The organism is Myxococcota bacterium, assembly GCA_035498015.1.
Taxonomy (GTDB): domain Bacteria; phylum Myxococcota_A; class UBA9160; order SZUA-336; family SZUA-336; genus VGRW01.
Window position 1 is genome coordinate 1 of the sequence record DATKAO010000241.1, and the last position, 12,318, is coordinate 12,318.

Consider the following 12,318-nt stretch of genomic DNA (forward strand, 5'->3'; position numbering starts at 1 on the left):
TTGGGGCGAGTGGACTCCACCGTCTCGTCGAGGTCGCGCATGGACACACTCGACGATCGGCGCGCGCGGGGGCGAGCTGAACGCGCTAGCGGAACTGCGCGACGAGCTGCGCGTCGATGCCGGCGAGCGTGGCGTGGAACGCGCTCTGGAGTGCGCGGTCGAGCATGCGCGTGCGAGCGAGCTCCGTGACCAGCGTGCGCACGCGATCCTTGCCTGAGATGCGGAACATCATCTCCAGCGCGGCGTACGACTCGAGATAGGCGAGCTCGGCGGGCGCCTGCGACAGGCCCGCCAGCGTGGGCCCGCACAGGTCCATGAGCGGGATCCACTGGCCCGAAGCCACCGCGGCGCGCAGGCGCGCGTCCTCCGTGCCGTCGAGCTGGCTGCGGCCCAGGGCCAGCCGTTCGAAATACACGGCCAGGCCCTCGTTCAGCCAGGCCGGCCACAGGTCGCGCGGCGCGAGTGAGTCGAGCGCCGAATGCAGATATTCGTGGTGCAGGGTCGAGATCAGCCGCGCGTCGAGTGTCTGGCTGCCGCGCACGTGGATCGCGCCGTCCCAGAAGCCGGCGGCGCGGAAGCCGAAGCGCGAGGCGTACTCCGCGTCGAAGACACTCGGCTCGTACACGTACACCTTCACGCGCGAGCGCGGCTCGAGGTGCAGCAGGTCGCGCACGCGCTCGTGGGCCGACTCGAGCGTCGCGAGCACGCCGCGCTCGAACTCGCGTGACCCGCTCGGCCCCGAGTAGCGCGCGAAGCCGAGCGCCTCGAACAGCTGGAAGTGGCTCGAGCTGCGCTCGTTCCAGCCGCTCTCGCCGGCAACCGCCGGGACGCAGAGCAGAAACGTCAGCGCAAGCGCGAATGCGGGGGTGCGGCGCACGAGCCCAGTCTAGCGCGAAATCCGCGTTAACCCCTTGCGGAAGGGTCCTTTCATGCTATTTGCCGCCTGTGCCGAATTCTCGGCGCCGTCACATTTTTGGGAGTTTTCGAACATGGGCATGAAGAAGAAGGCCGCGAAGGCGAAGGGCGACTCGATGATCATCTCGAAGTCGCGCGTGAAGGCGGCCGCGTCGAAGTGCAACGTCGGGAGCGAGTTCTACGGCGCTCTCGAGGCGCACGTTCGCGAGGTGATTGCCGCGGCTCAGAACCGCGCGACGGCCAACGGCCGCAAGACGCTCCGCCCTCAGGACGTCTGAATCCCACCCGAGCGTGGGTAGGGTGCCCACGCGATCATCGGGAAAGTCGCAGTGCACGCCGGCCGGGGCGACCCGGTCGGCGTTCGCGTCTCTGCGACCGGCTAGAGCCCGGGGTGATAGACTGCGCGCTTCCGCGTCGGAGGGGACGAATGCGCGCGATCGTCGTCGAGCGCTGGCAGGAACCGAAAGAGCTCGTCGCGCGCGAGTGGCCCGATCCGGTGCCGCGCGCGGGCGAGGTCGTGCTCGACGTCGAAGCGGCGGGCTGCAACTTCTTCGACATCCTGCTGGTGCAGGGCAAATATCAGATGAAGCCGCCCTTCCCCTTCATTCCGGGGGCGGAGGTGGCCGGCGTCGTGCGCGAGCTCGGCCCCGGGGTCACGAGCGTGCGCGCGGGTGACCGCGTGTTCGGCGGGCTCGCGCTGGGCGCGTTCGCCGAGAAGGTCGCCATACCGGCCTCGGCGCTGCATCCCATGCCCGAGACCATGAGCTTCCCCGAGGCCGCGGCGTTTCCCGTGGTGTATCCCACGTCGCACGCGGCGCTGACCCTGCGCGCCCACCTGAAGCCCGGCGAGACACTCCTGGTGCACGCGGCCGCGGGCGGCGTGGGCGTGGCGGCGGTGCAGATCGGCAAGGCGCTGGGCGCGCGCGTGATCGCGACCGCCGGTGGCGCCGAGAAACTCGAGGTCGCGCGCCGCGCGGGTGCCGACGTCGCGATCGACTACTCGCGCGGCGACTGGGTCGAGGCGGTGAAGCAGGCCACGGGCGGCCGCGGCGCGGACGTGATCTACGACCCGGTCGGCGGCGAGATCTTCGACGGCTCGATGAAGTGCATTGCCTGGAACGGCCGCCTGCTCGTGATCGGCTTCGCGGGCGGAGTGATTCCCGAGGTCAAGGCCAACCGGATCCTGCTCAAGAACATCTCCGTGGTCGGCCTGCACTGGGGCGCTTATGCGCAGAACGAGCCCGCGCGCGTGCCCGAGGTGTTCGCGGAGCTCGCCAAGCTGTACGAGCAGGGCAAGGTGAAGCCGATGATCTTCGGGACCTACGGGCTGGACGAGGTGCCGCAGGCGCTGGAAGCGCTCGCCGGCCGCGCGACCTTCGGCAAGGTGATCATCGCGCCTTAGCGATTGACTTCGTTCGCCTGCGGCTCCGGCCTCCCTCAGTCACCGGGAGCCCCGCGCAAGCGTGCTTGCGCGAGGCCCCCGGCCCGCGTCTGCGCCGAAACTGACCAAGCACGGGGATTGCAGGGTTTCCGTTTGCTGCGGTGGCAGTCGCAGCAAGAGCTTGAGTCGGATGGCGGCGCCGCGCGGAGCGCTGAGGGGTTGTCGCGGAGTGGTACGACGCGCCGCGCGTTTCGGTTTCAGCGCAGCTCGGGGGGGGCGGGCGCTTGCGCGGCGAAGTCCTCCCAGGCGAGCGACTCGGCGTGCAGCCAGTGGCGCGGCAGCGCGGCGGGCGAGCCGTAGAGCGCGTCGCCCACGACCGGGAAGCCGAGATACGCCAGCGTCGCCCGGATCTGGTGGCGCACGCCGGTCTGCATCTCGATCTCGACCAGGCTCTCGTCGCTGCCGGTGCGGCGGGCGCGGATGCGCGAGCGCGCGAGCCGCCCGCCGCGAGATACCACGCGCACGTGGTCGCCGCGGCTCTCGAGCGCGAGCTCGACCTCGCGCTCGCCCGTGAACGCGCCGTGCACGCGCGCCACGTAGCGTTTGTGAACGCGTTTCTCCGCGAAGGCGGCTCGGGCCCGCTGCCAGGACTCGTTGCCGAGCGCGAACAGCAACACGCCCGACGTGCCGGGATCGAGCCGGTGCACCACGCCCGAACGCAGACCGCCTTCGCCCACCCCCGCGACTTCGGGGAAGCGCGCGATGAACGCGTTCAGCGCGGTGTCTCGCTCGCTCGCGTCGAGCGGGTGAGTGGGCTGACTCGCGGGCTTGTCGATCGCCACCCAGCGCGAGTCTCTCGCCACGACCCGGAGCTCGAGCTCGGGGCTCGCGAGCGGCGGGTCGTCGGGCCGCGCGAACGCGAGCACCCAGATCTCCTCGCCGGCGCGCAGCAGGGTGCCCTTCGCGGCCGGCCGGCCGGCGAGCAGCACGCGCTCGGCGGCGACCAGCTTGCGCGCGTAGCCGCGAGACACGCCCAGCCGCCGCGCCACCACGTGGTCGAGCCGCGCGCCCGCGTCGGCGGGCTCCACGGCGAAGCGGCAGGGTTGCTCCATGGCGGCCGATGATGGCAAAACGCAGCGCCGCTATGCTGGCAGCGCGGGGAGGGGAGCCTTGTCGATCGTCGAACGTCTGGGACTCGGAGAGCGGGAGCGCGTGGTGGTCGTGCACGTCGACGACCTGGGCATGTCGCGCGCGGCCAACAGCGGCGGCGTGGCCGCGCTCGAGGGCGCCGCGACCTGCGGCAGCATCATGGTGCCGTGCCCGGGCTTCGACGAGATCGCGCGCATCGCCAAAGCGCGCCCCGAGCTCGACCTGGGCGTGCACCTCACCTTGAACTGCGAGTACGCCGGCTACCGCTGGCGGCCGGTCTCGGCCGAGGCGCCGAGCCTGGTGGCGCGCGACGGCGGCATGTGGGAGACCACGCGCGAGACGGTCGAGCACGCGACCGCCGAGGACGCCGAGCGCGAGATGCGCGCGCAGGTCGACCGCGCGCTGGCCGCGGGCATCGACGTGACTCACATCGACGCGCACATGGGCACGGCCTTCAACCTGAAGTTCGTCGACGCCTACTTCCGCATCGCCAGCGCGTACCGGCTGCCGGCGTTCGTGCCGCGCATCCGGGCGCGCGACCTGCCCGCGCACGGGCTGCCGGACCGGATCGCCGAGTATGCGCGCCGCATCGACGAGGCCGAGGCCGCGGGCTTCCCGATCTTCGACCACTTCGACGCCGACTCACTCGACTTCCCACCCGGCTCGGGGCTGGCGCACAACCAGACGCGCCTCGACCGGCTGGGCTCGGGTCTTTCGTATCTCATCACCCACTGCGCGCAGGGCGGAAGCGAGCTCGAGTCGATCACGCCCGACTGGCGCCAGCGCGACGAGGAGCGAAAGATCTACAGCGACGGCAGCATGCGCGACGCGCTCGCGGCGCGCGGCATGCGCACGATCGGCATGCGGCCGCTGCGCGACCTGCTGCGCGCGAAGACCAGACACTAGGCGCGCGGCTCGCTCCGAACGCGCACGCCGCGCTTCTCGAGCTCGCCCAGCGCCGCGGCGGGCGCGATCGCCTCGCGCGGCGCAGACAGACCCGCGGGCACGTGGCCCTCTAGCACGGCGGCAGTCAGTGCGCCGGCGAGCGCCGCGGCGGGGGTGAGCGCGTCGGCCGCCAAGAGCTCGATCTCGGCCACGGGCTCGCGCGCATCGGCCTGGGCGAAGGCGCGCGCGGCCACGGCGAAGCCGGCGCCCGCCCCGCGAGACACCACGCGCGAGATCGCGCGCGCGAACGCGCCTTCGCGCGGCTCCAGATAGCGCAGCTCGCCCACCAGGTGTGACTCGGCGAAGCCCGTGAGATCGGCGCAGGCCGCCTGACCGAGCGCGCGCCGGCCGATCGGCTCCGAGAAGCGCCACAGCTCGGGCAGCCGCCTGCCGCGCGCGGGCTCGCTGGCGCGCGCCTCGGCCTGGTCGCGGCGCGCGGTCTCGGTCTCGAGGAACGGGCCGGTCGACGCGATCTCGAGCCGCTGCATCGCCGCCACGCGCCGCACGAGTGACTCGGCCAGGATCCCGGGAATGCCCGGCAGCGCGCCCGCGTGCAGCACCACCGGGACCTGCGCCTTCCAGGCCAGCTCCGCCACGTGCGCGCGGCTGCGCGCGGGCAGCGGCACCGGCGAGAGACCCACGAACGGCACGCGCAGCTCGAGCGCGCACTGCAGCGCGCGCACCTGGTCGCCGCCGCAGCACGCCAGCACCGCCGCCGCGCCCTCGAGCACTCGCGCGAGCACGCGTGGCTCCGAAGCGTCGGCGTAGCCGGCACTCGCGCGGTCGCCGAACGAGAGCGCGAGAGACTCGGCGCGCTGCACGTTCCGGCCAGCCACGCGGATCGGCGCGCGCGTGCGGGCGGCCAGCTCCTGCACGCAGAGCCGCCCCACCCGCCCGTAACCGCCGAGCACGACCACCGGCCCCAGCACCTCTGACTCCTCTCCAGCGACCGCACCGGCTAGCATAGCGCGCGTGCGCGGGTCGACTGACCAGCGCGGCCTGCGCGCGCCTCGAGGGCATCGGGGCGCGCTAGCCGATCAGCTCCTCGAGCGTCGGATAGCCCGCGTCGGCCGGAATCACCACCCGGCGCTTGCCTTCGCGCTCGCGCACGACCGGCAGGATCGGCACGAGCGAGCGCAGGCGCGACGCCGCGAGCGCGTCGTGCGCGCGCGCGTGGCCGAGCAGTGTCTCCAGGTTCGCCCAGGTGGGCAGGATCATGTGGCGCTTTCCGGCGCGGAATTCCGACAGCCCCTGCGCGGGCCGCAGCCACACGTGGTCGGTGAGCTCGACGCCGTCGTGCAGCGCCTCCTGGCCGGGCGGTGTCTCGGCTGCGAAGAAGATCGTGTCGAAGCGGCGCGGCGAGTCTTCGGGCGTGATCCAGTGCGCGTGCACGGCCAGGAGGTCGGCGGCGAGCACCAGGTCCTCGGCCTGGACCAGCGCGCGAAACGACGCGTCGCCCGCCTGCACGGCCAGGCGGTGGCGCGCCAGCGCGGCGGCGCTGGGCCGGTCGAGCAGCTCGGCGGCACCGCGCCGGCGCGCGAGCAGCACGCCCGCCTCCTCGAAGGTCTCGCGGATCGCCGCCACGAAGAAGCCGAGCGCGAGCTCGGGCGAAACCGTGGGCAGCGCCGCTGCCGCCTGCGCGGGAGTGACTCCCGCGACGCGCTCGGCCAGCGCGTGGTCCTCCTCGTCCACCCGGCCGCCGGGAAACACGTAGGCGTCGGGCAGGAACTCACTGCGCGAGTGGCGCTCCAGCAAGAGCACCTCGGGCCCGGCGCTCGTGTCGCGCAGCAGCATCACGGTGGCGGCGGGCACGGGAGCGACGGGCATGCGGCGATCCTATAGCATGCGCCCCCGTGGTGCCGGCGGAAGACACCGGGCTGCGCTTGCGCGAGCTCTACTCGGCGCGCGCGGTCGACGAGCGCATTGCCGAGCTGGCCGGTGAGATCGCGCGCGCGCTCGCCGGCGCCGCGCCGCTCTTGGTGGTGATTGCGGAGGGCGCGCGACGCTTCGCGCAGCGCCTGTCCGAACGGCTCGCCGAGCAGGGCGTGCGCGGCGAGCAGCGCTTCGTGCGCGCGCGCCGCTCGAGCGGGCTCGAGCTGCGGCCGGTCGAGCTCGAAGGCTGCGAGCCCGCGCAGTTCCACGCGCGCGACGTGGTGATCCTGGACGACATCGCCGACGAGGGCCGCACGCTCGAAGCGGTGACTGAGCGCGTGCGCGCGGGCGGGCCGCGTTCGCTGCGCACGGCGGTGCTGGTCTCGAAGCTCTCGCGCCGGCAGGTCGCGCTCGCGCTCGACCACGTGGGCTTCGAGGTCGCGCGCGGCTGGGTCGTGGGCTACGGCATGGACCTCGACGACGCCTACCGCGAGCTCGACTGGCTCGGAGTCATGGAAGGCACCGAGTGACTGGTGACTAGGGCTCGACCAATAGCACCGTGACGTTGTCGTGCCCGCCGGCCGCGTTCGCGCGGTCGACCAGCGCGCGCGCCGCCTCGTCGAGGTCGTCGCCGCGCGCGAGCGCCTCGATCTCGCCCAGCGTCAACGCGTCGTGCAGGCCGTCGGTGCACAAGAGCAGGCGCCCCTTGGCGGGGATCTTCGCGTGCAGCACCTGCGGCTCGAGCGGCCCCAGCGTGCCGATCGCCTGGGTGAGCACGTGCTTGTCGGGGTGAGTCGCGGCCTGCTCGGCGGTGATCACGCCCTGCTCGACCATGGCCGCGACCAGCGTGTGGTCGGCGGTGAGCTGCGTGATCCCCTTCTTCGAGATCGAGTAGATGCGCGAGTCACCGACGTGCGCGATCACCGCGCTGCGGCGCCGCACGAACAGCGCCGAGAGCGTGGTGCCCATGCCGAAGGTCCCGCGCTCGTCGGCCTCGCGCACCACGGCGGAGTTCGCGTCGTGCATGGCCTGCAGCATGACCTCGCCCTCGTCGCGCAGGCGCTTGGGCCGCGGACGCGAGCGCAGCGCCGCGAGCGTGGCGTCGACCGCGACGCGGCTCGCGACCTCGCCCGCCGCGTGACCGCCCATGCCGTCGGCCACCACGAACAGCCCGAGCTCGAGGTCGACCGCGGCGCTGTCCTCGTTGTTGGTGCGCTCGACGCCCACGTCGGAGAGCAGCGCGTATCTCGTCATCGCAGGCCCGCCTGGGGGTCGCTGCGCAGGAAGCTGTACTGGATGTGGTCCAGATACCGGCCGTCCACGAACTCCGCTTCGCGCGCCACGCCCTCGCGCACGAAGCCGAGCTTCTCGACCACGCGCTGACTCGTCTTGTTCTCGAGCGCCACCAGCGCCTCGATCCGGTGCAGCCGCAGGCCGCCGAGCGCGTGCGCCAGCGCCGCAGCCGCCGCCTCGGTGGCGATGCCGTGGTTCCACTCCGAGCGCCGCACCCAGTAGCCGAGCCCCGCCACCGCGCGCACCCAGTCCACGCGGTGCAGGCTCGTGACTCCCGCCACGCGCCCCGAGTCGCGCAGCTCGATCAGGAACTCGAAGGCGCTCTGGCGCGACCACGCGCTGCGCGCCGCGCGCAGGTAGCGGCGCGTCTCGGCCGGGCCGTGGTCGACGCGCGCCCATGGCAGCCAGGGCACCAGGTCGGTCAGTGTCTCGGCGATGGCCTCGTGCAGCGCCGTCACGTCGCCGCGCCTCGGCGCGCGCAAGCGCAGCCGCTCGGTGAGGATCTCCGTGGGATACAGATCGAGCACGCTCAAGCGAGGAGTCTCAACTGCCCGTATTTGACCTTGATCACCTTCACCCCCGCCCGGTCGAAGCGGATCGTGGCCTTGGCGGCGTCGCCCGCTCCCACGACCTCCATTATGCGTCCGGCGCCGAAGATCGGGTGCTCGACCCGCTGCTCGGGCCTGAGCTCGGGCACCTCGTCGTGCGAGAGCTGCGAATCGCTGTAGTCGATGCGCGGGCCTGACTCGGTCCGGGGAGGACCGGAAGGCACCGGTCTGGCGGCGGTGCTGCGCAAGCGCCGGCCGGTGATCAGCTCGTCGGGAATCTCCGCCAGGAAGCGGCTCGGCGGGTTGTAGCGCACCGAGCCGTGCAGCCGGCGCAGGGTGGCGTTGCACAGCGTGAGTCGCTCCATGGCGCGGGTCATGGCCACGTAGCAGAGCCGGCGCTCCTCTTCGATCGCGGCCGGGTCCTCGAGCGAGGCGAAGTGAGGGAAGATCCCCTCCTCGAGCCCCACCACGAACACGCGCTTGAACTCGAGTCCCTTGGCCACGTGCACGGTCATGAGCGGGACGCGGTCACTCGCGCTGTCGACCGCGTCGGCCTCGGAGAGCAGAGTGACCTGCTCGAGGAACAGGTCCACCAGGTCGCGCGCCTCGTCGCCGGCCTCGCGCGTGTCGCGATTCTGGCGCTCGAACTCCTCCACCGCCGCGAGCAGCTCGCGCAGGTTCTCGAGCCGCGCCTCGGCCTCGACCGTGTTCTCGGCCTCGAGCGCGCGCAGGTAGCCCGTGCGCTCGAGCAAGGACGCCAGCGGCTGGGCCACCGAGTCACCCGACAGCGTGCGCCCCAGGTCCTGCATCAGCGCCACGAACTCCGAGACGCGCTTGGCCGCGGCCGCGGACAGGAAGCCGAGCCCGCGCACCAGCGCGTCCCAGAACGTGGTGCCCGCCTCCTCGGCGGCGGCCAGCACGCGCTCGATCGTGGCCCGGCCGATGCCGCGCGCCGGCGTGTTCACGATGCGCAGGAGACTCTCGGTGTCGGCCGGATTGCGCAGCGCGCGCAGGTACGCGAGGGCGTCCTTCACCTCGGCGCGGTCGTAGAAGCGCGTGCCTCCGACCACGACGTAGGGCAGGTTGTATTTCAGGAGCTCCTCTTCGAGCGGCCGCGACTGCGCGTGGGTGCGGTAGAAGATCGCGGCCGTGCCGAGTGACTCGCCGGCGTCGCGCGCGCGCAACAGCTCGTTCACCACGAACGCCGCCTCGCCGCGCTCGTCCTGCGCCTCGAAGAAGCGCACGAGCTCGCCGCCGCCGCGCTGCGTGTACAGGCGCTTGCCCTTGCGCTCGAGGTTGTTCGCGACCACCGCGCTCGCGGCCGAGAGGATCGGCTGCGTCGAGCGGTAGTTCTGCTCGAGCCGCACCACGCGCGCGCCGGGGAAGTCCTTCTCGAAGTCGAGGATGTTGCGGATGTCGGCCTCGCGGAAGCGGTAGATCGACTGGTCCTCGTCGCCGACCACGCACAGGTTGCGGTGCGCCGCGGTCAAGAGCCGCAGCAGGCGGTACTGGATGGGGTTCGTGTCCTGGTACTCGTCGACCAGCACGAAGCGCCAGCGCCGCTGGTAGTTCTCGAGCACGGCCGGGTGGTTCTCGAACAGCCGCGCGGTGAGCAGGATCAGGTCGCCGAAGTCGAGCGCGTTCGCGCGCCGCAGCTCGGTCTGGTAGCGCTGGTAGATCTCGCGCATGCGCCGGCCCTGGAGCGAGCTCTCGTTCGCCAGGTCGGCGGGCAGGAGCCCGCGGTTCTTCAGCCGGTCGATCGACGAACGCACGCCGCGCGGCGGCCAGGTCTTCTCGTCCACGTCGAGCAGCCGCAGCACGCGCTTCACCAGCGCGAGTGAGTCGTCGGAGTCGTAGATCGCGAAGTTCGACTCGTAGCCCAGGTGCGACACGTCGCGCCGCAGGATTCGGACGCAGGTCGAGTGGAAGGTCGAGACCCACACGCCGCGCGTGCCGCCGCCCAGGATGCGCTCGACGCGCTCGCGCATCTCGCGCGCGGCCTTGTTCGTGAAAGTGACTGCCAGGATCTCGTGCGGGTAGGCGGCGCCGCTCGCGATCAGGTGGGCCACGCGGTGCGTGAGCATGCGCGTCTTCCCGGAGCCCGCGCCCGCCAGCACGAGCAGCGGCCCCTCGACGTGGCGCACGGCCTCCGCCTGCTCCGCGTTGAGACCGCGAACGATGTCTTCCGGCGCCGGCACCGCGCGAGCTTCGCCAAAGGAGGCTGCGGTCGCAAGCAAGGCTCGAATCGAATCAACGGGTCCGGCAAGCGAAGCGCGCAGCGAGGCGCAGCCGAGCGAAGTATGGGTGGCGCGGCTCCGCCGCGCCGGGCCCCATCCAACAGAAGATCAGCCGCGGAAGTGCCGAGGTCCCGGCTACTCCACGGTGACTGACTTGGCCAAATTGCGCGGCTGATCGACGTCGGTGCCCTTCAGGGTCGCCACGTGGTAGGCCAGCATCTGCAGCGGGATCGTGGCCAGGATGGCCGACATGGGCTCGCTGGTGGTCGCGGGCACGCGCACCACCTCGTCGGCGTAGCGCTCGACGTCGGTGTTGTTCTCGTCGACGACGGCGATCACGACGCCGCCGCGGGCGCGGGCCTCCTCGGCGTTGGAGACGATCTTCGCGTAGACCGACGGCTGGTTGGCCACGATCACGACCGGCACGTTCTCGTCGATCAGCGCGATCGGGCCGTGCTTCATCTCGCCCGAGGCGTAGCCCTCGGCGTGGATGTACGAGATCTCCTTCAGCTTGAGCGCGCCCTCGAGCGCGATCGGGAAGCCGTAGCCCTTGCCCAGGAACAGGAAGTCGCGCGCGTGCTGGCGGCGGCGCGCGATCGCCTCCATGTGGCCCCACAGGCCGAGCGTCTGCTCGACCAAGCGCGGCAGCCGCCGCAGCTCGTGCCCGTGTCGCCGCACCGCGTCGCGCGTGAGCGCGCCGCGGGCCAGGCCGAGCTTGAGCGCCAGGAGATACAGGGCCACGACCTGGGTCGTGAAACACTTGGTCGAGGCGACGCCGATCTCGGGGCCGGCGTGCGTGTAGAGCACCCAGTCGGTCGAGCGCGCGATCGTGCTCTCGTGCACGTTGCACACCGCGAGTGACTTCGCGCCCCGGTCGGTGGCTTCGCGCAGCGCGGCGATCGTGTCTGCGGTCTCGCCGGACTGGGACACGGGCACCACCAGGTGGCGCTCGCCGATGATCGGCTCGCGGTAGCGGTACTCACTCGCCAGGTCCACGTCGCAGGGGATGCGCGCGAGTCTCTCGATCATCGAGCGGCCGATCAGGCTGGCGTGCCAGGCGGTGCCGCACGCCACGAGCTGCACGCCCAGGAGGTCGCGCACCCAGGCGGGGTCGAAGGCGATGCCGTCCAGGTCGATGTCGCCGTCGGCCTCGAGCACGCGTGCGCCGATCGTGTCGCCGATCGCGCGCGGCTGCTCGTGGATCTCCTTCTGCATGAAGCGGTCGTAGCCGCCCTTCTCGGCCTGGACGGGATCCCAGAGCACCTGCTTGCGCTCGCGGTTCACGGGCCGGCCGTCGAAGGTCTGGATCTCGACGGAGCTCGTGGTGACTCGCGCGAGCTCGCCGTCGTGCAGGATCTGGATCTGGCGCGTGTAGGGCAGGAGCGTGGCGATGTCGCTCGCGATGAAGTTCTCGCCCGTGCCGTGGCCGACCACGATCGGGTTGCCGCCGTTCTTGGAGATGATGATCTCGCCCGGCGTCGACTCGTCGATCACCGCGATCGCGCACGAGCCCTCGAGCTGTCCCACGGCCGCGCGCACCGCGTCGACCAGTGACTTGCCGCGCTTGCGCGCTTCGAACACCAGGTGCGAGATGATCTCGGTGTCGGTGTCGCTCTTGAACACGCAGCCCGAGCGCTCGAGCTCGTCGCGCAGCTCGCGGAAGTTCTCGACGATGCCGTTGCCGATCACCGCCACCGTGCCCGCCACGTGCGGGTGCGCGTTGCGCTCGCTGGGCTTGCCGTGGGTGGCCCAGCGCGTGTGACCGATGCCGAGCGAGCCCGCGAGCGGCACGTCGCGCAGCGCGGCCTCGAGGTTCACGAGCTTGCCCTGCGCGCGCACCAGCCGGAGCTTCCGGTCGACCACGACCGCGATCCCCGCCGAGTCGTAGCCACGGTACTCGAGCCGCCGCAGCCCGTCGAGAATCACGTCCTGCGCCCGGTCACTGTGGCCTACGTAGCCTACGATCCCGCACATGTCC

Annotated in this window: 12 protein-coding genes; 4 read left to right on the forward strand and 8 right to left on the reverse strand. The window is 71.9% G+C overall.

The genetic code is table 11. The features are described from left to right. Positions 1-85 precede the first annotated feature (85 nt). Positions 86-877 (reverse strand): hypothetical protein, encoded by a 792-nt coding sequence (locus VMR86_21305; protein ID HTO09602.1) that lies wholly within the window; start codon positions 875-877, stop codon positions 86-88. A 118-nt stretch (positions 878-995) separates the two neighbouring features. On the opposite strand from VMR86_21305, the gene VMR86_21310 reads away from it, so the two are divergent. Together VMR86_21310 and VMR86_21315 are read left to right on the forward strand one after the other, a co-directional pair. Continuing rightward, entirely contained in the window at positions 996-1,193 is a 198-nt protein-coding gene (locus VMR86_21310) for a DUF1931 domain-containing protein (protein ID HTO09603.1), read from the forward strand. 149 nt (positions 1,194-1,342) lie between these two features. Next, on the forward strand, positions 1,343-2,317 hold the full coding sequence (locus tag VMR86_21315) for an NADPH:quinone oxidoreductase family protein (GenBank protein HTO09604.1): 975 nt from the start codon (positions 1,343-1,345) through the stop codon (positions 2,315-2,317). 236 nt (positions 2,318-2,553) lie between these two features. Here the strand turns inward: VMR86_21315 and VMR86_21320 are convergent, their stop codons facing one another. Next, on the reverse strand, positions 2,554-3,408 hold the full coding sequence (locus tag VMR86_21320) for an RluA family pseudouridine synthase (protein HTO09605.1): 855 nt from the start codon (positions 3,406-3,408) through the stop codon (positions 2,554-2,556). Between the two features lie 58 nt (positions 3,409-3,466). Between VMR86_21320 and VMR86_21325 the strand changes: the two genes are divergently transcribed. Next, positions 3,467-4,351 (forward strand): ChbG/HpnK family deacetylase, encoded by an 885-nt coding sequence (locus VMR86_21325; GenBank protein ID HTO09606.1) that lies wholly within the window; start codon positions 3,467-3,469, stop codon positions 4,349-4,351. Here VMR86_21325 and VMR86_21330 read toward each other — a convergent pair. Continuing rightward, positions 4,348-5,319: an NAD(P)H-binding protein gene (locus VMR86_21330; protein HTO09607.1), complete on the reverse strand. Its 972-nt coding sequence runs from the start codon at positions 5,317-5,319 to the stop codon at positions 4,348-4,350. The two genes, VMR86_21325 and VMR86_21330, sit on opposite strands and share 4 nt — an antisense overlap. A 100-nt stretch (positions 5,320-5,419) precedes the next feature. Beyond that, the gene (locus tag VMR86_21335; GenBank protein HTO09608.1) at positions 5,420-6,217 is read right to left on the reverse strand and encodes an NUDIX hydrolase; all 798 of its coding nucleotides are present in this window, start codon (positions 6,215-6,217) and stop codon (positions 5,420-5,422) included. Positions 6,218-6,243: 26 nt separating this feature from the next. Here VMR86_21335 and VMR86_21340 point away from each other — a divergent pair, with 26 nt between their 5' ends. Continuing rightward, positions 6,244-6,792 (forward strand): phosphoribosyltransferase family protein, encoded by a 549-nt coding sequence (locus VMR86_21340; protein ID HTO09609.1) that lies wholly within the window; start codon positions 6,244-6,246, stop codon positions 6,790-6,792. A gap of 7 nt (positions 6,793-6,799) precedes the next feature. Here the strand turns inward: VMR86_21340 and VMR86_21345 are convergent, their stop codons facing one another. From VMR86_21345 to glmS, 4 genes are all read right to left on the reverse strand, one after another. Beyond that, positions 6,800-7,516: a Stp1/IreP family PP2C-type Ser/Thr phosphatase gene (locus VMR86_21345; GenBank protein HTO09610.1), complete on the reverse strand. Its 717-nt coding sequence runs from the start codon at positions 7,514-7,516 to the stop codon at positions 6,800-6,802. Further along, complete coding sequence (locus VMR86_21350) at positions 7,513-8,082, reverse strand: GNAT family protein (GenBank protein ID HTO09611.1); 570 nt, start codon at positions 8,080-8,082, stop codon at positions 7,513-7,515. Before VMR86_21350 ends, VMR86_21345 begins: the two co-directional genes overlap by 4 nt. A 2-nt stretch (positions 8,083-8,084) precedes the next feature. Further along, on the reverse strand, positions 8,085-10,301 hold the full coding sequence (locus tag VMR86_21355; protein HTO09612.1) for a UvrD-helicase domain-containing protein: 2,217 nt from the start codon (positions 10,299-10,301) through the stop codon (positions 8,085-8,087). A gap of 174 nt (positions 10,302-10,475) precedes the next feature. Beyond that, a complete protein-coding gene (glmS, locus tag VMR86_21360) occupies positions 10,476-12,314 on the reverse strand; it encodes a glutamine--fructose-6-phosphate transaminase (isomerizing) (protein ID HTO09613.1) in 1,839 nt (612 codons plus the stop codon). Positions 12,315-12,318: the final 4 nt, after the last annotated feature.